Annotated in this window: 18 protein-coding genes; 6 read left to right on the top strand and 12 right to left on the bottom strand. The window is 75.1% G+C overall.

Translation table 11 applies throughout. The annotated features are described in order from the left end of the window. Positions 1 to 192 precede the first annotated feature (192 nt). The 3 genes from K7640_RS17805 to K7640_RS17795 are packed head-to-tail and all read left to right on the top strand — an operon-like array spanning position 193 to position 3,812. Positions 193 to 1,761 (top strand): sugar transferase, encoded by a 1,569-nt coding sequence (locus tag K7640_RS17805; RefSeq protein ID WP_222956051.1) that lies wholly within the window; start codon positions 193 to 195, stop codon positions 1,759 to 1,761. A gap of 34 nt (positions 1,762 to 1,795) precedes the next feature. Further along, entirely contained in the window at positions 1,796 to 3,019 is a 1,224-nt protein-coding gene (locus K7640_RS17800; protein ID WP_222955970.1) for a sensor histidine kinase, read from the top strand. Between the two features lie 31 nt (positions 3,020 to 3,050). After that, a complete protein-coding gene (locus K7640_RS17795) occupies positions 3,051 to 3,812 on the top strand; it encodes a LytTR family DNA-binding domain-containing protein (protein WP_222955969.1) in 762 nt (253 codons plus the stop codon). A gap of 8 nt (positions 3,813 to 3,820) precedes the next feature. On the opposite strand, the gene K7640_RS17790 is transcribed toward K7640_RS17795, so the two are convergent. Further along, positions 3,821 to 5,956: a protein kinase gene (locus K7640_RS17790; protein WP_308042582.1), complete on the bottom strand. Its 2,136-nt coding sequence runs from the start codon at positions 5,954 to 5,956 to the stop codon at positions 3,821 to 3,823. 164 nt (positions 5,957 to 6,120) lie between these two features. Between K7640_RS17790 and K7640_RS17785 the strand changes: the two genes are divergently transcribed. Then, the gene (locus K7640_RS17785) at positions 6,121 to 6,717 is read left to right on the top strand and encodes a response regulator transcription factor (protein WP_222955968.1); all 597 of its coding nucleotides are present in this window, start codon (positions 6,121 to 6,123) and stop codon (positions 6,715 to 6,717) included. Here the strand turns inward: K7640_RS17785 and K7640_RS30840 are convergent. From K7640_RS30840 to K7640_RS17740, 9 genes are all read right to left on the bottom strand, one after another. Next, on the bottom strand, positions 6,714 to 7,625 hold the full coding sequence (locus tag K7640_RS30840; RefSeq protein WP_222955967.1) for a type II secretion system F family protein: 912 nt from the start codon (positions 7,623 to 7,625) through the stop codon (positions 6,714 to 6,716). The genes K7640_RS17785 and K7640_RS30840 overlap by 4 nt on opposite strands. Before the next feature lie 2 nt (positions 7,626 to 7,627). Next, the gene (locus K7640_RS17775; RefSeq protein WP_222955966.1) at positions 7,628 to 9,646 is read right to left on the bottom strand and encodes a type II secretion system F family protein; all 2,019 of its coding nucleotides are present in this window, start codon (positions 9,644 to 9,646) and stop codon (positions 7,628 to 7,630) included. After that, positions 9,643 to 11,004, bottom strand: coding sequence for a CpaF family protein (locus K7640_RS17770; protein ID WP_222955965.1), 1,362 nt, complete (start codon positions 11,002 to 11,004; stop codon positions 9,643 to 9,645). Before K7640_RS17770 ends, K7640_RS17775 begins: the two co-directional genes overlap by 4 nt. Beyond that, positions 11,001 to 12,173: a P-loop NTPase gene (locus K7640_RS17765; RefSeq protein WP_222955964.1), complete on the bottom strand. Its 1,173-nt coding sequence runs from the start codon at positions 12,171 to 12,173 to the stop codon at positions 11,001 to 11,003. The genes K7640_RS17770 and K7640_RS17765 overlap by 4 nt, the downstream gene beginning before the upstream one ends. Before the next feature lie 9 nt (positions 12,174 to 12,182). Then, positions 12,183 to 12,968 carry an RcpC/CpaB family pilus assembly protein gene (locus tag K7640_RS17760; RefSeq protein ID WP_222955963.1) on the bottom strand — a complete coding sequence of 262 codons (786 nt, stop codon included), beginning with the start codon at positions 12,966 to 12,968 and terminating at the stop codon, positions 12,183 to 12,185. Between the two features lie 38 nt (positions 12,969 to 13,006). After that, the gene (locus tag K7640_RS17755; protein WP_222955962.1) at positions 13,007 to 14,041 is read right to left on the bottom strand and encodes a pilus assembly protein TadG-related protein; all 1,035 of its coding nucleotides are present in this window, start codon (positions 14,039 to 14,041) and stop codon (positions 13,007 to 13,009) included. Then, entirely contained in the window at positions 14,032 to 14,460 is a 429-nt protein-coding gene (locus K7640_RS17750; protein ID WP_255609306.1) for a TadE/TadG family type IV pilus assembly protein, read from the bottom strand. The genes K7640_RS17755 and K7640_RS17750 overlap by 10 nt, the downstream gene beginning before the upstream one ends. Continuing rightward, positions 14,460 to 14,654, bottom strand: coding sequence for a hypothetical protein (locus tag K7640_RS17745; protein ID WP_222955960.1), 195 nt, complete (start codon positions 14,652 to 14,654; stop codon positions 14,460 to 14,462). Before K7640_RS17745 ends, K7640_RS17750 begins: the two co-directional genes overlap by 1 nt. A 193-nt stretch (positions 14,655 to 14,847) precedes the next feature. Beyond that, the gene (locus tag K7640_RS17740; RefSeq protein WP_222956049.1) at positions 14,848 to 15,618 is read right to left on the bottom strand and encodes an A24 family peptidase; all 771 of its coding nucleotides are present in this window, start codon (positions 15,616 to 15,618) and stop codon (positions 14,848 to 14,850) included. A gap of 93 nt (positions 15,619 to 15,711) precedes the next feature. On the opposite strand from K7640_RS17740, the gene K7640_RS17735 reads away from it, so the two are divergent. Then, on the top strand, positions 15,712 to 17,703 hold the full coding sequence (locus K7640_RS17735; protein ID WP_255609305.1) for a VCBS repeat-containing protein: 1,992 nt from the start codon (positions 15,712 to 15,714) through the stop codon (positions 17,701 to 17,703). 94 nt (positions 17,704 to 17,797) lie between these two features. On the opposite strand, the gene K7640_RS17730 is transcribed toward K7640_RS17735, so the two are convergent. Both K7640_RS17730 and K7640_RS17725 read right to left on the bottom strand, forming a co-directional pair. Beyond that, positions 17,798 to 19,036, bottom strand: coding sequence for a sialidase family protein (locus tag K7640_RS17730; protein ID WP_222955957.1), 1,239 nt, complete (start codon positions 19,034 to 19,036; stop codon positions 17,798 to 17,800). Further along, positions 19,023 to 19,565, bottom strand: coding sequence for a sigma-70 family RNA polymerase sigma factor (locus K7640_RS17725; protein WP_308042580.1), 543 nt, complete (start codon positions 19,563 to 19,565; stop codon positions 19,023 to 19,025). Before K7640_RS17725 ends, K7640_RS17730 begins: the two co-directional genes overlap by 14 nt. Positions 19,566 to 19,668: 103 nt before the next feature. On the opposite strand from K7640_RS17725, the gene K7640_RS17720 reads away from it, so the two are divergent. Beyond that, positions 19,669 to 20,532, top strand: a complete 864-nt coding sequence (locus tag K7640_RS17720) for an alpha/beta fold hydrolase (protein WP_222955955.1) — start codon at positions 19,669 to 19,671, stop codon at positions 20,530 to 20,532. Positions 20,533 to 20,621 lie beyond the last annotated feature (89 nt).

Raw genomic sequence — 20,621 nt, 5'->3', positions numbered from 1 at the left:
CCCCGCGCATCGGTATAGTGGCCCGCGTCCCCGGCTTCGAAATGTACGAAGTCGGCCGGATCTCAGGCAGGACGACCGCTCCGGCGCTGTCCCCCGCGGACAGCGCCCGGGTCGGGGCCAGCGTGGGAGACTGGAACGGTGGGCGGCGCGCATCCTCACGCCGAGTGAGCGACGCGTGCCATGCGGGAGGACATGGGTGAGGTGACGACAAGCCTCCAGCGCCCGGTAACCAACACAGGCCGGAGCAAACTCGTGCGGCACGTCGACAGCTTCGAGATCCAGCCGCCGACTCCGCCGTCGCACAACGGCGTACCCCGGTCGGCATGGGCACGGGCCCGTCGCCGCGTGTCCCGCTGGCACCGTCCCTACATCGCGCTGCTGCTGCTGCTCGACTTCGGCGCGGCGGCCCTGGCCAGCTTCCTGGCCATCCAGATCTTCGACCAGGCGGCCTCGGGTTTCTACGGCGTCAAGGAGGACCCGACCTGGTTCCTCACCGTGTCGTTCGTGCTGCTCCCGCTGGGCTGGCTGGTCATCCTCTGGGGCAACCGGGCCTACGACCGGCGCTACCTGGGGTTGGGTCCGGACGAGTTCAAGCGGGTGATCCGGGCCGGGGTGGCCGTCGCGGCCAGCGTCTCCTTCCTGGCCTTCGCCACCGTCACCCAGCTCTCCCGGTGGACCGTCGGCTTCGCGCTGCTCGGGGCGATGCTGCTCATCCTCTTCGAGCGGCTGGTCGCCCGGTTCGTGCTGCACCTGATCCGCCGCCGCGCCGGGCAGGCCGGGCACCGGATGGTGCTCTTCGGCACCCTGCCGGAATGCCTGGACGTCTACACCGCGGTCACCCGCAACCCGGACGCCGGCCTGGTGCCGGTGGCCATCCACATCACCGACGGGTACGCCGCCGCCCGGGGCCTGGAGACACCGGTCCCGGTCTACGCCGGCCGGGACGTGCTGGCCCTGGTCCGCGAGGTCGGCGGGGACACCATCGCGGTCTGCTCGGCCGGCGCCGAGCCCGGTGAGCTGCGCCGACTGGCCTGGCAGCTGGAGGGCTCCGGGGTCGACCTGGTGGTCGCGCCCCAGTTCACCGACATCGCCGGCCCCCGGGTGCACATCCGCCCCATCGAGGGCCTGCCGCTGCTGCACGTCGAGGAGCCGACCCTGTCCGGGCCGGCGCTGCTGGCCAAGAACCTGATGGACAAGGTCGCCGCGGCGCTCGGGCTGCTGCTGCTCGCCCCGCTCTTCCTGGCGATCGCCGTCGCGATCCGGCTCTCCGACCGCGGGCCGGTCTTCTTCCGGCAGCCCCGGGTGGGCCACGAGGGACGCACCTTCCAGGTCTGGAAGTTCCGGACCATGTACTGCGACGCCGAGGACCGGCTGGCCAGCCTGGTCGACCAGAACGAGACCGACGGCCTGCTGTTCAAGATGAAGCAGGACCCGCGGGTCTTCCCGGTGGGCCGGTTCCTGCGCGCCTCGTCGCTGGACGAGCTGCCCCAGCTGATCAACGTGCTCAAGGGCGAGATGTCCCTGGTCGGCCCGCGCCCGCTGCCCGCCGACGACGGCGACTTCCTGGGCGACGTCCGGCGCCGGCTGCTGGTCCGCCCGGGCATCACCGGCCTGTGGCAGGTCTCCGGCCGCTCCGACCTGTCCTGGGACGAGGCGGTCCGGCTGGACCTGTACTACGTCGACAACTGGTCGCTCGCGTACGACCTGAGCATCCTGTGGCGGACGGTGGGCGTGGTGCTGGCCCGCAAGGGCGCCTACTAGCGGACGCGGGGGGACAGCGGTCAGGATTCGCCGCATGGGTGGCAACCTCTCCGCCGTACTCGGCGTCGTCTCACTGGTCACCGCGCTGGCCGCGGCGCTGTTCGCGGTGCTCCGGCTGCGCGCCCGGCGGGGCATCGCCACCGCCACCCAGCGGGCCACGTACGAGGTGCTGCACACCGCCGGGCTGGCCGCCGAGCCGCTGCGCGGCGGGCTGAGCGAGGCGGGCGCGGCGAAGGCCGTACGCCATCTTCGTGCCCTGGTGGGCGCGCCCGGGATGGCGCTTACCGACCGGGAGGCGCTGCTCGTCCTCGACGGACGCGGCGGGCACCACGGCGACCAACTGCTCGCGGCGGCCCGGCGGGCGGTCGGCACCGGCCGGTCGACGGTGCTGCGCGAGTCGGAGCTGGACTGCGACGTGGTGGACTGCCCGGTCCGGGGCGCCGTGGTGGCGCCGCTGAGCGCGGAGGGCCGGGTGGTCGGCGCGCTGGTGGCCGTCGCCGACGAGCACCCGGCCCCCGGGCTGGTCCAGGCGACGCTGGAGACCGCGCACTGGGCCGGCGACCAGCTCGCCCTGGCCGAGCTGGACTCGTCCCGGGAGCGGCTGGCCCGCGCCGAGGTCCGCGCGCTGCGCGCCCAGATCAGCCCGCACTTCATCTACAACGCGCTGACCGCGATCGGCTCGTTCGTCCGGACCGACCCGGACCGGGCCCGGGAGCTGCTGCTGGAGTTCGCCGAGTTCACCCGGTACTCGTTCCGGTCGCACGGCGAGTTCACCACGCTGGCCGAGGAGCTGCGCTCGATCGACCGCTACCTGACCATCGAGCGGGCCCGCTTCGGCGACCGGCTCCAGGTGCGGTTGCAGATCGCCCCCGAGGTGCTGTCGGTGACCCTGCCGTTCCTCTGCCTCCAGCCACTCGTCGAGAACGCGGTCCGGCACGGGTTGTCCCGCAAGCCGGGCACCGGCATGGTGAGCATCGAGGCCCGGGACGCGGGCGCCGAATGCCACATAACGGTGGAGGACGACGGAGTGGGGATGGATCCGACCACGTTGACCGCCGGCATCGCCGAGCTGGCCGGGGCCGGCAGCGACCCGGCGGACGACCCGGGCCAGCACGTCGGCCTCTCCAACGTCGACGAGCGGCTGCGGTCGGTCTTCGGGGACCGGTTCGGCCTGGTCGTCGAGACCGGGCTCGGCTCGGGTACGAAGGTGAACATGCGGGTGCCGAAGTTCCACCCCGGCGTACGGGCCGGTTCGTGAGCGAGCGCAGCGAGTGAACCGGGGCGGCACAGTGAGCGGTTCCGGATTTCTCCGGGTGCTGGCGGTGGACGACGAGCCACCGGCGCTGGACGAGCTGGCGTACCACCTGCGGGCCGATCCGCGGGTGGCCCGGCTGCACACCGCCGGGGACGCCACCGAGGCGCTGCGGGTGCTCCGCGACGACGACGTGGACGTGGTCTTCCTGGACATCCGGATGCCCGGGCTGGACGGGATGGAGCTGGCCCGGGTGCTGCGCCGGTTCGCCCGGCCGCCGGCGATCGTCTTCGTCACCGCGTACGACGACGGGGCGGTCGACGCGTTCGACCTGGGCGCCACCGACTACGTCCGCAAACCGGTACGCGCCGAGCGGCTGGCCGAGTCGCTGCGCCGGGTGACGGGCTCCCGGGTGGTGCCGTCGCATCCGGCGGCGCTGGCCCGGGCCGAGGAGGATCCCACCATCCCGATCGAGCTGGCCGGCACCACCCGAATGCTGCCCCGCTCGGCGGTGCGCTGGGTGGAGGCGCAGGGCGACTACGCCCGGCTGCACACCGCCGACGGCTCGCACCTGGTCCGGGTCTCGCTGGCCACCCTCGCCGAGCGCTGGGCGGATGCCGGTTTCGTCCGGATCCACCGGTCGTACCTGGTGCAGTTGAAGCTGATCGCGGAGCTGCGGCTGGTCAACTCCGGCTACGTGGTGGTGATCGACGGCACCGAGCTGCCGGTGAGCCGCCGGCACACCCGGGAGCTGAAGGACAAGCTGGTCCGGGCGGCCAAGCAGGACTGGAGCCGCTGACCCGCCGGTCAGTCCCGGGGCACCCGGCTGTCGGCGGCGTGCAACGGCAGGTAGTGCTCGAAGAAGAGCTCGGTGGCCAACTCCAGCCGGCCGTGCACGCCGAACGCGGTGAACAGCGCCGTCATCCCCTCCTGCACCGCGTACGCCGACATGTCCAGCTCGGCGGCGATCTGGGTGGTGCTGCCGCCCCGGACGACGGCCCCGAGCAGCCGCCACTGCGACGGCCGCAGGCCCAGCGCCCGGCAGACGAACTCGCTTACCTGGTGCGGCCGGATCCGCTGCACCGTGACGGCCACCGAATCCGCCCGGTGGTCGGCGTGGAACACCAGCCAACGCCCGTCGTGCCGCCGCCCGCCGGTCGGGTCGACCAGCCCCGACGTCCGGCCCCGGGTCACCGCCACGCCGACCTTGTCCAGCTCCGCCGTGTCCAGCAGCGCGCGGGCGTCCTCGCTGAGGTCGAACAGCCGACCGTCCGGCGAGATGGTCAGCGCGCCGTTCACCGGCCGGCGGGGGGCCGGCGGTCGCGGCTCGGCCGGCCGGTCTGTCGGGCGCCCGGTCAGCCGGCCGAGGCGGGGCAGGCGCAGCGAGCGCGACCGCGAGGCCGCGCCCGGCTCCGGCGCGGTGGTCACGGGGTGCGGCACCGACCGGTCGTCCCGGTCGAGGGTGTGCCGCAGCGCCGTCGCCAGCGCCGGCCCGGCCGACGCGAGCTGCCCCACCTCGCTCTCGCCGAACGTGCCACCGGCCCGGTAGAGCAGCAGCGCCCCGCAGGTGCCGGCCACGTCGGTGAAGGTCAACCGCAGCTCGTCGGTGAAGCCCAGGGGGCGGAGCAGGCCACGGAAGCGCCGGCTGGCCGCCGGATCACCGTGGGTCCGGTCGGCCAGGGTGCCGACCTGCGACCCCTCGGCCAGCTCGGCGAGCTTGAGGACGTCGTGCTGGCCGTACTCGTTGGCGAACAACTCCTGCTCGAACCGCGCGTCGTGCGGCCCGCCGTCGACCACACAGGACGCCCACATCAGGGTCACCGGGTCCAGCACCGCCCAGATCGCCAGGTCGAAGCCGACCGCACCGCGCAGCAGCAGGCTCGCCTGGCGACGCAACGCGACGTGGTCGAGCGAGGTGTCGAGGTGCTCCCGCAGCCGGGTCAGGAACGGCGTGTGCGCCTCGACCGTGCCGTCCGGCCAGCCGGCCAGCGGATCCCCCGAACCGGAGCCCCGGCCGGAGCCGGAGCCCGAGCCGGCGCTGTCCGCCTCCCGCTCGTCCCGGCCGTCGTCGCCCGCCGGCTCGTCCTCGTCGTACCGGACGCCCTCCACCGCCAGCCGGATGCCGGCCGCCTGGGCCAGCGTCACGGTCAGCTCCGCGCTGGCCGGGCGGGCCGCCGGATCCTTGTCCAGGCAGCGGTGCACCAGGTCGTGCACCACCGGCGGCACGCCGGGCAGCCGGGGCAGCGGGGCCGGCTCCAGGTAGGCGTGCGCGTTGAGCATCTGGGTGGCCGACTCGGTCGTCCAGGGCGCCCGGCCGCAGAGCATCCGGTAGAGGATGATGCCGAGGGCGTACACGTCGCTGGCCGCGACCACGGGGTGCCCGGCCAGCCGCTCCGGCGCGAGGTACGCGGCGGTGCCGAGCACCTCGCCGGTGCCGTCGGGGTCGTCCGGCTGGCCCACCACCGCGGCCAGGCCGAAATCGACCACCTTGGCGCCGGCCGGGGTGAGCATCACGTTGGCCGGCTTCACGTCCCGGTGCACCACGCCGTGGGCGTGCGCGGCGGCCAGCGCCGAGGCGATCTCGGCGCAGATCCGCAGCGACAGCTCCACGGAGACCGGGCCGCGCTTGAGCCGGGCCGCCAGCGACCGGCCGGGCAGCAGCTCCATCACCACGAACGGCACCCGCTCGCCCGCCTCGGTCACCGACTCGCCGTAGTCGTACACGTTGGCGACGTGCGGGTGGGTGAGCCGGGCGGCGGCCCGGGCCTCGGCGAGGACCCGCCGCCGGGAGGCGGCGTCCCGGGCGTACGCCGGGGTCAGCACCTTGACCGCGACCTGGCGGTCGAGCACCCGGTCGAAGGCGCTCCACACCACGCCCATGCCGCCCGCGCCGAGCTGGCTGACCAGCCGGTAACGCCGGCTCAGGATCTGTTCGCCCGCCACGGTGTCAGTCTCCCCCGGCCGGCCGCCGACCGCGCTGTCCGAAGCTCGTCTCACATCGTGTCGAACGGCGCACCGGCCGGTCGGACACGAGAGGATTGACGCCCGTTCGCGGGGGCACGGGATACCACTCGGGGACCGGTTCCTTCCGACGCGCGGAGGTGACGATGTCGAGGCTCTTCGCCGTGCACGCCCGGCCCGCCACCCACCTGGTGGTGGAGCACGCCGTCGGCACCCTGCCCGGCGTGGTCCTGGCCGGCCACAGCGCCTCGGCCGCCGAGGCGGTACGGGTCGTCCAGAGCCTCGCCCCGGACGCGCTGACCGTGGACGTCCGGCTGCCCGACGGGGACGGCATCGACCTGGCCGCCGAGCTGCTGGCCGCGCGGCCCAGCCTCCGGGTGGTGCTGTTCGGGCCGGCCACCGACGGGCGGCTCCGCCGGGCGGTGCTGGCCGGGATCGCCGGCCACCTGCCCGGCCCGGCCGGGGGTGCCGGCGACCGGCCCGGCGTGACCGAGGTCGACCGGGTCGCCGGCGCGATCCGGGACGTGCTGGCCGGCCGGGTCGCCTTCGGGTCGCGCTTCCTCACCGGCGCGCTGCGCGCCGGCACGCCCACCGGGCTGAGCGGGCGGGAGCGGGAGGTGACGGAACTGCTCGGTGCCGGGCTGCCCGCCACCGAGATCGCCCGCCGGCTCCGGCTCACCGAGTCCACCGTCCGGACGTACGCGGCCCGCGCCCGGGCCAAGCGGGAGCCGGGCGGCACCTAGTTGCCGAACAGGTCGAGGAGCCGGAGCACACCGGGCCCGATGACCACGACGAACAGCGCCGGAAGGAGGCAGAGGACCGTCGGGAAGAGCACCTTCACCGGGACCTTCTGGGCCAGTTCCTCGGCCCGCTGCCGGCGGCGCAGCCGCATCTCGGCGGCCTGCTGGCGCAGCACGTTCGCCACCGGTACGCCGAGCGTGGTGGCCTGCACCATCGCCGAGGCGAACGCCTTTAGCTCGGTGACGCTCGTCCGGGCGGCCATCTCGCGCAGCGCCTCCACCCGGGGCCGGCCGATCTGCATCTCGTGCAGCACCCGGGCGAACTCGCCGACCATCGGCCCGCGCCCGTTGCGGACGACCTGGGCCAGCGCCGCCTCGAAGCCGAGACCCGCCTCGACGGTCACCACCAGGGTGTCCATGATGTCCGGCAGGGTGCGGCGGATCTCCTGCTGCCGTTCCTGCGCGAGGTGCAGAGCCAGCAGGTCCGGCGCGAAGAAGCCGACCGCCGCGCCGGCCAGGGTCAGGAAGAGCACCCCGCCGGGGAAGCCGAGCAGGCCGAGGAGCAGCCCGGCGGCGGCACCGACGAACAGGAACAGCCCCTTGTAGCCGAGCAGCGCCTCCAGCCCCAGCCAGGACGGGTTGCCGGCCTGGTCGAGGCGGCGGCCGAGGCCGGCGAACATGGCCGGCGGGGTGAGCCGCCGGCCCACCGCCCGGGCCTGGCCGGCCAGCGGGCCGTCGCCGGGGCCGCCGGCCGTCGCCGTGGGCGCGCCGGCGATCCGGTAGCCCCGGTCGACGGTCGCCAGCGTCCGCTTGACCGCGGTCCGGTCCCGGTCGGGGACGGCCACGGCGATGCCCACGACCAGCGCCAGGAACAGGGCGCCGAGGCCGGCCACCAGGAGTACGGAGTCCACGCTCACACCTCGACCTTCACGAGCCGGCTCAGCCACAGGGTGCCGACCGCCATCAGGACCGCCGCGCCGACCAGCAGCACCAGCCCGACCGGGGTGGTCCAGAGCGGGCTGAGGTATTCCCGGCGGGCCAGCAGCATCCAGCCGCCGATCACGAACGGCAACGCGACCAAGATGTACGCGGACAGCCGGCCCTCCGCCGACAACGCGCGGACGTGCCGGCGCAGCCGGTCCCGCTCGCGCAGCGTCTCCACGGTGGTGGACAGCACCTCGGCCAGGTTGCCGCCGGTGTCCCGTTGGATCCGTACCGCCATCACCACCCAGGCGAGGTCGTCGTTGCCGATCCGGTGGGCGGCCCGTTCCAGGGCGTCGTCGAGGTCGGAGCCGAGCCGGACCTCCGCCATGGCCCGGCCGAACTCGACGGTGAGCGGGCCGGCCGGGAAGTCCTGGATCACCCCGTCGACCGACTGGGCCAGCGAGAAGCCGGACTTCAGCGAACCGACGACCAGTTGCAGCGCGTCGGGGAGCTGGTCGGCGAAGGTGCGCCGACGGCGGGCCGTGCGCAGCCGCCGGTAGAGCGCCGTGCCGGCGTATCCGAGCAGGACGCCGAGGAGCACGCCGAGCACGCCACCGAGCAGGCCGAGCAGGAACGCCCCGGCCGCCGCCGCTCCGGTGCGCCAGGCGATCCACTCCCGGGGACTGCGCGTGATGCCGGCGCGTTCCAGGTCGCGGGCGATGCGTGCCTGGCGGTCGCCGGTGCCGATCATCCGGTCGGAGAGGCCGTACACCGCCTCGGCGAGACCGCCCTCGGCCGGCACCGCCCGGTCGTCCGGGCGGGCGCCGCCGGTGGGCAGCCGGAACCGTTCGACCTGCTGGAGCCGGCGCTGCGGCACCCCGCCGCCGGCGCCGAACACCACCAGCAGGAGGGCGACGAGCAGGACGCCGAAGATGAGCAGCCCGAGCAGGCCCGGGTGCAGGGCGGGCAACCGCCCGAGGCCGGACGGGCCGGCGTCGGTGGCCGCCACGCCGGTGGGCGCCGCCGCGAACTGGACCGGCAGGTCCGTGCTGACCCGCCGCGCCCCGGCGCCCGCGGTGACGGTCAGGGTGGTGGCGGTGCCGGCCAGCTCCGCGGGTACGGCGACGGTCACGGTGACCCGCGCCGGCAGCTCGGTGGCCGCGCGCAGCGCGTCGGGCAGCGCCGCCTCCCGGGCCACCGCCCGGACGGTGCCGCCCGAGGTCCCGACCAGCCGCCGCAACTGCCCGAGCCCGTCCCCGGCGGCACCGAGCCGGACCAGGTCGACCCGCTGCCCGGCGGCGGTGACCGTCTCGGCCGCCACGCCGGCGGCGGTCCCGTCGTCGTCCCGCCCGCCCGCCACGACCACCAACCGGCGGTCGGCCGCCCGGTCGCCGAGCGCCGCACCGGCCCGCAGCCCCTCGTAGAGGGCGGTCCGCTCGCCGCTCGCGGCCAGCCGGGACACGGCGGCGCGCAGGGCGGCCCGGTCCCGGGTGGGCGGCAGCGCGACCGCCGGCCGGCCCGCCGCGGCGACCAGGCCGACGGAGACGTCGGCGGGCAGCGTGTCGGCCAGGGCGGCGAGGCCGGCCCGCACGGCGGTCAGCCGGGCACCGGCCATGGCCGGCCCGCTGTCCACGACCAGCACGACGGTACGGCCACCGCCGTCCGCCGCCGCGACGGTCGCCGGCAACCGCCAGCCGTCCCGGGTCACGGTGACCGGCGGCAACTGCCCGGTGGCCGGCCCGGGCACCTCGGCCGCGATCCGGACCCGCTCCGGCGTCACCTCGACCACCCGCGCGGTCAACCCGGCCAGGGCGACCAGCGCGGTGCGGCCCGCTGCCGGCACCCGGGCTGGTGGTCCCGGCGCAGCGGCGATTCGGATGGGCCCGGCGGCCGTCACGGGCTCGGCTGCGGCGGCCGGGGTGGTCAGCGCGGCGACCAGCGTGAGGCCGGTGGCCAGCACGGCGACCAGCGTGGGGCCGGTGGCCAGCACGGCGACCGGGCGGGTCACCACGGGGCGCCCTCGAACACCCCGGGCGGCACCGGTACGCCGGCGTCGGCGAGGGTGTCCAGCAGGCGCGGGCGCAGTCCCGTCCAGCGCAGGGTGCCCTGGTGCCGGCCGTCGGCGTCGTACCCGGCCCGGTGGTCGAAGACGAACAGGTCCTGCATGGTGACCACCTCGCCCTCGATGCCGAGCACCTCGGTCACCTGGGTGACCCGGCGGGTGCCGTCCCGCAGCCGGCTCTGGTGCACCACCAGGTCCACCGCCGAGGCGATCTGCTCCCGGATGGCGCGTACCGGCAGTTCCAGCCCGGCCATCAGCGACATGGTCTCCAGCCGGGCCACCGAGTCGCGGGGAGAGTTGGCGTGCACCGTGGTCAGCGAGCCGTTGTGGCCGGTGTTCATGGCCTGCAACAGGTCCAGCGCGGCCCCGTCGCGGACCTCACCGATGACGATCCGGTCCGGTCGCATCCGCAGCGCGTTGCGGACCAGGTCCCGGATGGTGATCTCGCCGCGGCCCTCGATGTTCGGCGGCCGGGACTCCAGCCGGAGCACGTGGTTCTGCCGCAGTTGCAGCTCCGCCGCGTCCTCGATGGTGACGATCCGCTCCTCGGGCGGGAGGAAGCTGGACAGCACGTTGAGCGTGGTGGTCTTGCCGGAGCCGGTGCCGCCGCTGATCACCACGTCCAGCCGGCCCCGGACGCAGGCGTAGAGGAACTGCGCCACCTCGGGCGTGAAGGTGCCGTAGCCGACCAGGTCGTTGGCGGTGAGCGCCTCCCGGGCGAACTTGCGGACGGTAAGCATCGAGCCGTCCAGGGCGACCGGCGGCAGCACCACGTTGACCCGGCTGCCGTCGGGCAGCCGGGCGTCGACCATCGGGCTGGCCTCGTCCACCCGGCGGCCGACCCGGGAGACGATCCGGTCGATGACCCGGCGTAGGTGCTGCTCGTCGACGAAGGTCGCCTCGACCCGGTGGAGCCGGCCGAAGCGTTCCACGAAGATCTGGTCCGGGCCGTTGACCATGACCTCGGTGACGTCCGGGTCGCGCAGCAGCGGCTCGATCGGCCCGTGCCCGAGGATCTCGTCGAGCAGCTCGGCGGCGATCCGGGCCGAGTCGGCCACCGCCAGCGGGGAGCCGTCCCGGGCCAGCACGTCGTTGACGGTGTCCCGGACCTTCTGCTCCAGCACGGCGTCGGCGGTGCGGTTGTCGTACAACTGGGGGCCGAGGATGTCGAGCAGCTCGCGGTGCACCCGCAGCCGCAGCGCGGCGGCCGAGCTGCCGTTGGAGACGGTCACCGCGTTGGCGCTACGGCCGCGCCCGCTGTCCTGCTCCGGATACCGCTGGGCCAGCCGGTCGGTGAGACTCATCGGTTGCCCCGGCCGATCCGGTCCCGCAGCCCGCGCGGGCCGCGCGGGGCCGGCTGCTCGGTGATCCGGGCCCGGGCCAGCTCCCGGATCGCGGCGCTCACCGGGTGTTGCGGCTTGTCCACCACGATCGGCACTCCTCGGTTGATCGACACCGGCACGTCCCGACTGGACGGGATCTGCGCGGTGATCGGGGTCTTGAGCACCCGTTCCACGTCGGCGGTGGTGAGCCCCACCCTGGCGTCGCCACGGTTGAGCACGAGGAGCCGGTGCTCGCCGTGCAGGCCGAGCAGGTCCAGGGTGTCCATGGCGACCCGCAGGTTCTTCAGCACCGGCACGTCCGGGGTGGCGACGAGCACGTGCACCGCGGAGACGTCGAACGCGGCGAGGACCGCGTCGGTGAACGCCGCCGGGGTGTCCACCACCACGTAGTCGACGATCGTGCGCAGCGCGGCGAGCACCTTGGCCACCAGCTCCCGGCCGATCCGCTCGGCGTCGCTGGGCCCGACCGGCGCGAGCAGCACGTCCACCCCCGGCGCGTACGGGGTGAGCAGCGCGCCGACGAAGGTCGGGTCGATCTTGTCCCGGGCGCCGACCGCGTCGGCGATGCCCCGCTCGGGCGCGAGTTGCAGCATGATGCCCACGTCGCCGAAGGCCAGGTCCAGGTCGACCAGGCAGACCCGGCGCTTGCCGCCCTCGGCCAGGGTGACCGCGAGGTTGGTCGCGAGGGTGGACTTGCCGACGCCGCCCTTGGCGGAGAAGACGGTGACCACCCGGGCGCCCGCGCCGCCCGGCACCGGCGGCGGGGCGGTGCCGAGCAGGTGCCGGGACACCTCCAGCGAGCGGGCGCAGGCCGTCCGGACGGCGACCACGTCCCGCACGTTGACCACGTCGCGGACGCCGGCCCGCAGCGCGTGCCCCATGGTCTCCACGTCCAGCTGCTCGCGCAGCAGCAGCACGCCGACCGCCGGCCGGGCCACCCGCTGCCGGGCGGCGAACTCCAGCGCCAGCGCGGCGTCGGTGCCCGGCCCGAAGAGCACCAGCGGCTCGCCGTGCTGGTCGGCGAGGAGCCGCTCCACGTCCTCCAGCCGGCTGGTGGCGAGCAGCCCCGGGCCGAGCTGCGCGGCCAGGTGCGCGCTCCACTGCCGGTTCGGCTCGAACAGGATGGTCATGGCGTACGCCTAACCGAAGAGGGAGCGGTTGTCCACGCCGGCGTCGGGCTCGACGTCGGAGGAGTCCCCGAGCAGGCCGACGTTCAGCTCCCCGCCCAGCGCGACGGCGTGCGCGAGCCGCTCCGCGTCGAGCTGGTTCAGGCCGAACGTCACCGACAGCTCGTCCTGCGCCTTGCCGCCGCCCGCGCCGGCCAGGCCGCTGACGGCGTCCCCCTCCTTCGGCGCCGGCCCCACCGAGATCACCTCGACGTCGGTCATCAGCAGCCGGGTGACGCTGTTGACGTTGCGGCCCTTCTCCAGGCCCGAACCGGACACCACGTTGCGCCGCTTGTCGTCCACCGGGGTGTACGTGTAGAAGATCGCCACCCGGGTGCCGGCCCGCACCGAGGCGGGACCGAACACGCTGGACTTCACCCGGGCGGTGATCGCCAGCTGCCCGTCCGGGATGGCCAGCCCGCCACCGGCCACCGAGCTGCCGAACATCGGCCGCAGCAGCAACTGGCCGCGCTGCACGGCGGCGGTGGTCACCAGCGCGTCGAGGTCGGGGCCGAGCTGGCCGAGCGCGTCGGCCGGCAGCGTCTCGGCGGGCATCCGCACCTGCCGCACGTACCCCTTGTCCCTGACGGCGCGGCCCGACGTGCCGGCCGGGATCGGCTTGTCGGCGACCAGCACCGTCCGGGCCTGCTTGCCAGCGACGGCGCGGTCGTCGGCGGACCGCAGGTAGAGCAGCACGGCGCCGGTGCCGACGGCGGCCAGCACCACGGCGAGCAGCACGGGGATGATGCGACGGTTCATGGTGGCGCGTCCTCTACCGGTACGGGTTGTTCGGGGGTTCAGCCGGCCAGGGCGACGACGCGGGCGCCGTAGTCGGGCCCGCCGATCGCACCCCCGCCGGGCAGCAGTTGGGTGGTGAAGTGCCCGGTCACGCACGGGGTGGCGCCGGTGTCGCAGGGTGCACCGGCCGCCTGGCCGGGCAGTCGCCAGCCGGTGACCACGAACGCCGCGAAGCCCCGGACGGTCCAGGCACCGGCACTCGGGGCGGCCTCGACGACCGGCACCAGCACCGTCGTGTCGCGCACCCGGGCCAGGGTCGCGCCGCAGCCGTGGTCGTCGTCCGGGGCGGCCGAGGCGGCGGCGGGCCGGTCGCCCACCGACCACGTCCCCCGGCAGTCGTCGGCCGCCAGCCAGCGCAGGCCGTCGGTGCCCGCCGCGCACGACCCGGCCGGCTCGTCCCGCACCGGGATCGCGCGCGCGTCGTTGCCGGCCAGCCGCCGCCACTCGCACTCCGGCACGGCCAGCGCCAGCGCCTCCGCGCGGGACGGGCCGCCCCACACGGCCCGGGCGCAGGCCCGCACCTCGGCGCCCTGGTAACCGTCGACCACGGCGCCCGCGAAGACCGGCGGCAGCAGGGTCCGGTCGCCGTCGCGCCGGGTGCCGGCGTGCACCTCCACGTACGGGCCGGTCGGCGGCGCGGGGGTCACGCAGTCGGTCAGGTTCCCGGCCGGGGCGGGGCAGTCGGGCAGCCCGCCGCCGCGCCCGCAGAGCCGGGCGGTGGCCTGGCCGTCGCCCGCGTTGCGGTCGGCGTACCCGGCGGCGAGCGCGTCCGGGGTCGTACCGTCCGGCGAGCAGCCGGCCGGGTCGGTGGCACAGGCGCGGGCGACCGCCACCGCCCCGGCGTCCGCGCCCGCCTGGAGCTGACCGCGTTCGGCGTAGAGCAGGCCCACGTCGACCACCAGGGCGGCCATGCCGAACAGCACACCCGAGCCGAGCAGCACGGCGACGGTGGCCGCGACGGCGCCCCGGTCACCACCGTCGGCGATGACCCGGGCGCGCAGCCGGCGGCCCAGGCCGGCGAGGCTCACTGGCACGGCATGACTCCCCGGCCGGACAGCCGGACCTCGCCGTCGAAGCCGCCGCCGATCAGCCCGACCGGCGTGACGAAGCGGAACTCGTGGGTCACCGTCACCTCGGCGTCGCCGTCGACGCAGCTCCCGCCGGCCACGGCGACGTCCAGGTCGCCGGCGACCAGCGCCGCGCGCGCGGACGCGTCGCCGCCCAGGGACGCGGCCCGGGCGGCGTCGTGGGCGGCCTCGGTGAGGGTGAGCTGCGCGTTCAACATCCGTCCGAAGTCGATGATCCCGAAGAGCAGGAGGAGCAGCAGGGGCAGCACGAGCGCCATCTCGACGGCGGCGGCACCCCGGTCGCTCCGGCTGGGGCTGGTAGTGGAACGACGGCAGAGGACCGGGCCGGCCGACGCCGTCCCGGTCTCCCGCCGCCCCGACTTCATTAACAGGTGCCCTGCGTGATTCGTGAGCAGGCGGCGCGCAGGGTCGTGGTGAGGTTCTGGCCGATCAGGAAGTACAGGGCGGCCGCACCTCCGATGATGGCGGCGAGGATCAGGGCGTACTCGACCGCCGTCGCGCCACGGTCCTGCTCCCGGCTCTCGTGCCAGGCCATCACGCGAAAGATGAACTCGAGCATCCGTACAACTCCAGGGGTGAGTCGCGGCTTTTCGGCCGCGGCGACAGTTGAAGTGGGGCAAGTACCGAGGGGAGTTTTCACCGTTGCAAAGAGACGTGTCAATCCCGTCGGCGGGACCGACAAAACCGGCCGAACGGCGCTCCGTCCACACCGGCACCCGCCCGTTCGGCTGACCGAACTTCAGCCGTGGGAGCTATCGCGCGGTCGAGACCACGACCACGGTGAGTGCCGCGACGAGCATCGCGGGCCCGTACGGAATGGCCGTCCGCCGCCCCGCGCGGCGCGTGATCAACAGGACGATGAGCAGCGGAAGGTTGACGAGCGGGCCGAGCAGGGCGCCGGCCGCCACGGCGGGCCAGCCGAGCCAGCCGAGAAAGAACCCGAGCACCGCGCCGAGCTTGACGTCGCCGAGGCCGAACTGTGACCGGGGAATGACGGCGAGTGTCAGGTACCCGACGCCGCACGCCAGCAGCGCCGCGCCGGAGCGTAACAGCGGCGTGACGTACTGCCCGGTAATCGCCGCTCCGCCCAGCAGCACCACCCCGCCGGCGAGGAGGGCGAGCACCAGCGGGTCGGGCAGCCGGAGCACCCGCAGGTCGATCAGGGTCAGCGGCACGGCCAGCGCGGCGAGCCAGAGATACGCCGGCAATGTCCACACCGGGCCGACGGCCGCCCCCACCGCCCCGCAGGCCAACGCCGTCATCGGCACCGTCAACCAGCGATCGGGCACGGGCCGCCGGCCGCACTCCGGGCAGCGGCCGGACGCCCGCCACCAGTGCGGCCGGGGCGCGGCGCAGCCCGGGCAGGTGTCCCGCCAGGGCGGGCGTGGGCTGCCGGCCGGCCAGCGGACCGCGTACCGGTCGACGAGGCCGGGCAGCAGCGCGCCCCAGCCGGCACCCAGCACAGTGGCCGCCACGACGACGAGGGGGTGTGGCACGCGCCGGATCCTAGCCCGCAGTAACAGACTTCCGGGCGGTGACGCTGTCCCTGCGGAAGTGGCGCGTCGTCCCGCACCACGGAGCGGGACCGCGGCGTGCCACCGGACACGGGGAGCACGATGACCGCGATACGAAGAGTCCTGTCCCTCTGCCTGCCGGCGGTGCTGCTGGTCCTGCTCGGCGGCGCGCCGGCGCAGGCGGCAGCGGTACGGCCACCGACCGGGGTGAGCGCGGAGTGGGTGGGCACCGGCCAGGCCCGGGTGAGCTGGCAGTCGGCCGGCGCCACCTACACCTACGAGGTGCTGCGGGCCACCGGTGCCGGCACCACGTACGCGCTGCTGGGGACCACGAACCAGCTCGAGTGGCGGGACGACACGGTCGGCACCGGCACCAGCTACCGGTACGTGGTGCGCAGCCGCAGCGCCACCAAGGTCTCCGGCAACTCCGAGCCGGCGGTGCTGCCGGCCAGCCTGGCGCCGCCGGGCGAACTGCGGCACACGGCGTACCCGGATCGGGTGGAGCTGGCCTGGGGCGCGGTGGCCGGCGCCAGCCGCTACGAGATCCGGCGAGGCGCGCCGGACGGCTCCGGCGAGCAGGTCGTCGGCACCACGACCGCACTGTCCTATGTCGACTCGACGGTCGCGGACCGGACCGGCTACAGCTACTGGATCCGGGCCACCGACGGCACCTCCAGCGGCCTGTCCCGGCCGATCCCGGTGCTGACCGGCACCCCGACGACCGTCACCCTGCGCAACACCCCGTCGACCACGGAGACCGGTCAGTGGGCGCTGCTCACCGCCCGGGTCACCACCGCCGCCGGCGGGCGGATCTTCGGGACCGCCACCTTCTACCGGGACGGCGTCCGGGTCGGCAGCCAGTCGGTCTCGGAAGGGCTGGCCGAGCGGCAGTGGGCGGCCGAGGCCGGCCGGGTCAGCGTGGACTACTCCGGTGACCCGAGTGTCGGCCTGGCCTCCAGCGGATCCGCGCCGGTGACGCAGACCGTGCTGCCCCGGGCGGCCGAGCCGGCCCGGTTCGGCCAGCTCCAGGTGCACCAGGTCGGGCTGGAGTCGTGGCCGACGGCGACCGAGGTCGCCGACGTCACCGGTGACGGGCGGGCCGACGTGCTGATGACCACGCAGAACCGGGCCACGGCCGCCCCGGAGACGGACTTCCGGCTCTGGTTGTTCGCCCAGCGGGCCGACGGCGGCATCGCCGAGCCGCGCCTGCTGGCCACCAACGCCGCCCCGGCGTCCACCATGCGGATCGCCACCGGCGACGTGGACGGCGACGGCGGGACCGACGTCGCGGTCACCACCCGCGCCGGGGTGGACGTCTTCTTCGCCGGGGACGGCACGCTCACCGGCCCGGTGCCGGTGGCGGTCGCCGGCGGCGGGGACTTCCGCACCGGGGACGTACGGCTGGCCGATCTGGACGGCGACTCCCGGGCGGACCTGGTGGTGGCCGGCCTGACCGGCATCGCGGTGGTGCCCGGCCGGGCGGACCGCACGTTCGGCCCGGCGACGCCGGTCGCGGCGGTGGTCAGCAAGCAGATCGAGGTCGGCGAGGTGACCGGCGACGGCCGCCCGGACGTGATCAGCCGGGAGGGCCCGTGGAGCGTGGCCGTGTACGCGCAGACCGAGACCGGCGGGTTCCAGCCGGGCTGGCGCGCGGAGCTGGCCGGGGACGGGTATCTCGACGTCAACGCGGTGGCGGTCGGTGACGCCACCGGCGACGGTCGCGACGACATCGCCGTCACCTCCGGCGGCAACCGGCCCACCGCCCGGATGTCGCTGTACGCGCAGACCGCCGCCGGCGGGTTCGCCGATCCGCTGGTCTACCCGATGTACGACATCCCGTCGCAGATCCTGCTGCGCGACTTCGACGGCGACGGCCGGCGCGACGCGCTGACCCTGCACGCCGGGTGGGAGACGATCAGCCTGATGCGGCAGCGGCCCGAGGGCTGGTTCGGCATCGACCGGTTCACCGACATCCCGGCCCCGGGCAGCACCGACCACCGGGCCATGGCGGCGGGCGACGTCACCGGCGACGGCCGGCCCGACATCGTCCTCGCCGACTACCGCGCGGGGCTGTTGGTGATTCCCCAGGTCTGACCGGGTGAAAGGAGGGGGCCCTTGTTAACGCATTCTGTATAGGAAGGGCCCCCTTTTAACACCTGCGGCAGCGCAGCCGCCGCGCGTCGGGCGGTCACTCCGGGAGTGGGTAGCGAGTCCAGGTGCGGCCGTCGGTGGTGAACTGGACGTGGTCCGCGCCGAGCGCCGACCTGTCGTCCCGGCCGTACAGCCAGGCCGCACCCGGCCCCGCCCCGGCCCCACCGTCCCCGCCCTGCCGGCGGCTCTCCGCGAAGTGCCGCCCGCCGTCCCGGCTGACGAAGACCCGGGACGTCACCGAAGTCGTCCGGAAGCCGGTCTCGGCCACCAGCAGGGCGCCGTCCGCGCCGATCGAGAACCACCGCATCTCGGCCGTGGCGGGCAGGTCGGTGTCCACCTCCGTCCAGGTGTCGCCGCCGTTCGTGGTGTGCAGCAACCGCGAGCGCGTACCGGCGGGGGACACCTGCTGCCCGGCGGGCAGGTTCGGCTCGGCCAGCAGGTACGCCTCCCGCTGGTCGTTACCGACGACGGCCACCGGGGTCACGTCTGGCGGCAGCTCGTGGGGCCGCCAGGTGGTCCCCTGGTCGCTCACCCGGATGACCTGCGGGGTGCCGTCCGGCTGGTCGACCAGCAACCAGATCGTGCCGGCGGACGTCGGATAGCTGCTCCGGATCCGCCCGACCAGTGCTCGCTCGGCACCGAGCTGGTAGACCCGGCCGGTCGACGGGTCGACGGCCAGCGGGTCGGTGAGCGCGGCGCAGCCCTGCTGCTGGCAGTAGACCGGCCGGGCGTCCGGCGGGAAGGCCGGCACCGTCCGGATCGCCGTCGAGGCCACATCCCAGGTCCGGCCGCCGTCGGTGGAGACGAGCCGGCTGTCCTCGTCGCGCACCAGGATCGAGCGCTGCCCGAGCACGGTGACCGGAAGATAGTCGTCAGGGCTCAGCAGGTTGTCCGGAAGACAGAGCTGCTTCTGGTAGCGGGCCGCGTCGTAGTCGCTCCAGCTCCGCCCGGAGTCGGTGGTGAACGCGAACCGGACGGCGCACCCGTGTTCGAGAAACTCCACGCCGACGGCGGTGCCGGGGCCGGTGACGTACAGCTGGGTCGCCCGGTCGCGCGGCGGCGACAGATCCGGTCCGGCCGGGTCGACGCCCGACCGGCCGCCGGCGAGCGGGGCCGCTGCCATGCCGGCGACCGCGACCACCAGCGCCAGCGCGACACCCGCCGCGCGCCGCCGGCGCCGGGCGCGGCCGTTCGCCCACAGGTCGTCCAGCGGTGGCTGCCGCACGGCGGCGGCCACCGCCGCCGGGTCGAAGCCGGGAAACTCACGCTCGGGCATCGTCCCTCCCGGGGTACGCGCGGACGGTGGTGACAGCTTCAGCGGAGGGTGGGTCGCCGAGCAGCGCGGCGAGGGCGGCACGACCCCGACTCAGCCGGGACTTGACCGTGCCGACCGAGACGCCGAGGGCGTCGGCCACCTCGTCCACCGGCAGGTCGACCAGGTAGTGCAGGGCCAGCGCCTGCCGCTGCCCGGTGGGCAGCGTGCGCAACGCGGACATCAGCGCCAGGTGCTCGGGCGCGGGGTCGGCGACCACCGGCGGCGGGCCGATCCGGTGCAGCAACCCGGCCAGCACCCGGCGGCGGCGGTGCCGGCTGCGGGCCACGTTCACCGCGACCCGGCGCAGCCAGGATTCCGGGTTGTCCAGCCGGGCGAACCGCCGCGGCGTGGCCACCGCGCGGGTGAACGCCTCCTGCACCGCCTCCTGCGCCTCGTGCAGGTCGCCGGTCACCGCGTAGAGCTGGACGACAAGCGTCCGGAAGCTCCCGGCGTAGATCTCTTCCACCAGACCGTCCTCGGGCACCGTCACCCCCTCTCCTCGCCACTCCCACGCACGGCGGCGGGAAAAGGTTCCCTCGGGCAGCGGCCGGAATCGAGGCGACACCAGCACGCCCGCTCGGTACGGTCGCCCGATGCCGACCTACCCAGCCTCCGACGGGGCCCTGCTGCACTACGACGACCCGCACCCCGAGCTGGGCGGCGCCCCGGTCGTCGCCCTCGCCGGCGGCGCGGCGGCCCACCCGGGTTACCTGGGCGACCTGGCCGGGCTGGGCGAGCGGCGCCGCCTGCTGGTGCCGCACCTGCGCGGGGTGGGCCGCTCCCCGGCGCCGGCGGACGTCGAGCTGGGCTCGTACTGGCGGCAGGCCGAGGACCTGGACCGGCTCCGGGTCCACCTCGGGCTGGACCGGCTGACCGTGCTCGGGCACTCGGCCGGCACCCGGCTGGCGCTGGCCTTCGCGGTCCGCTTCCCGGACCGGGTCGCCGCTCTGGTGCTGGTGACGCCACCGGCCACCCACCTGGTCGACGAGCCGTCCGACGCCGAGGCGCTGCTCGACCGGCGCCGGGGCGAGCCGGAACTCGACGCCGCCGTCGCGGCGTGGGAGGCCGGGCCGTTCCCCGCCGACGGCGGGCCGGTGGACGACGCCGCGTTCAACGCCTGGCAGCAGCGGGTCGCCCCGCGCGGGTACGCCGCCTGGGGCGCGACGGAGCGGGCGCACGCCGCCACCATGTCGTACGGTTTCGCGGCGAACCGGGCGTACTTCAGCGTCGAGCCCCCGGCGGACCTCGCCGCCCGGCTCGCGGAGGTCACCGCCCCGGTGCTGGTGGTGGCCGGCGGCGCGGACGCCAGCGTCGGGGTGGCGCCGGTGCTCGGGCTGGCGAAGCTCTTCCCGGCGGCGGAGGCGGTGGTGGTCGAGCGGTCCGGTCACTTCCCCTGGGTGGAGCGGCCGGCGGAGTTCCGGGCGGCGGTCGACGGGTTCCTCGACCGGCTCGACTGAGCTTTCCACCGGGTTATCCACAGGGGTGACCCGTTCTCCACAGGTTGTTCACAACCTGCCCCACCGTTCTCCACGGCCGCTACCTACAG

The organism is Micromonospora sp. PLK6-60 (genome assembly GCF_019890675.1).
Lineage (GTDB): Bacteria > Actinomycetota > Actinomycetes > Mycobacteriales > Micromonosporaceae > Micromonospora.
The sequence above is the reverse complement of the archived record's forward strand: the minus strand, read 5'-3'. Positions and strand labels throughout refer to the sequence as shown.

Bases quoted from the DNA above. Each gene is read 5' to 3' on its own strand.
- K7640_RS17760 (WP_222955963.1), bottom strand. From the start codon at position 12,968: ATGAACCGTCGCATCATCCCCGTGCTGCTCGCCGTGGTGCTGGCCGCC.
- K7640_RS17745 (WP_222955960.1), bottom strand. From the start codon at position 14,654: ATGCTCGAGTTCATCTTTCGCGTGATGGCCTGGCACGAGAGCCGGGAG.
- K7640_RS17720 (WP_222955955.1), top strand. From the start codon at position 19,669: ATGCCGACCTACCCAGCCTCCGACGGGGCCCTGCTGCACTACGACGAC.
- K7640_RS17730 (WP_222955957.1), bottom strand. From the start codon at position 19,036: ATGCCCGAGCGTGAGTTTCCCGGCTTCGACCCGGCGGCGGTGGCCGCC.
- K7640_RS17800 (WP_222955970.1), top strand. From the start codon at position 1,796: ATGGGTGGCAACCTCTCCGCCGTACTCGGCGTCGTCTCACTGGTCACC.
- K7640_RS17770 (WP_222955965.1), bottom strand. From the start codon at position 11,004: ATGAGTCTCACCGACCGGCTGGCCCAGCGGTATCCGGAGCAGGACAGC.
- K7640_RS17765 (WP_222955964.1), bottom strand. From the start codon at position 12,173: ATGACCATCCTGTTCGAGCCGAACCGGCAGTGGAGCGCGCACCTGGCC.
- K7640_RS17785 (WP_222955968.1), top strand. From the start codon at position 6,121: ATGTCGAGGCTCTTCGCCGTGCACGCCCGGCCCGCCACCCACCTGGTG.
- K7640_RS17805 (WP_222956051.1), top strand. From the start codon at position 193: ATGGGTGAGGTGACGACAAGCCTCCAGCGCCCGGTAACCAACACAGGC.
- K7640_RS17735 (WP_255609305.1), top strand. From the start codon at position 15,712: ATGACCGCGATACGAAGAGTCCTGTCCCTCTGCCTGCCGGCGGTGCTG.
- K7640_RS17750 (WP_255609306.1), bottom strand. From the start codon at position 14,460: ATGAAGTCGGGGCGGCGGGAGACCGGGACGGCGTCGGCCGGCCCGGTC.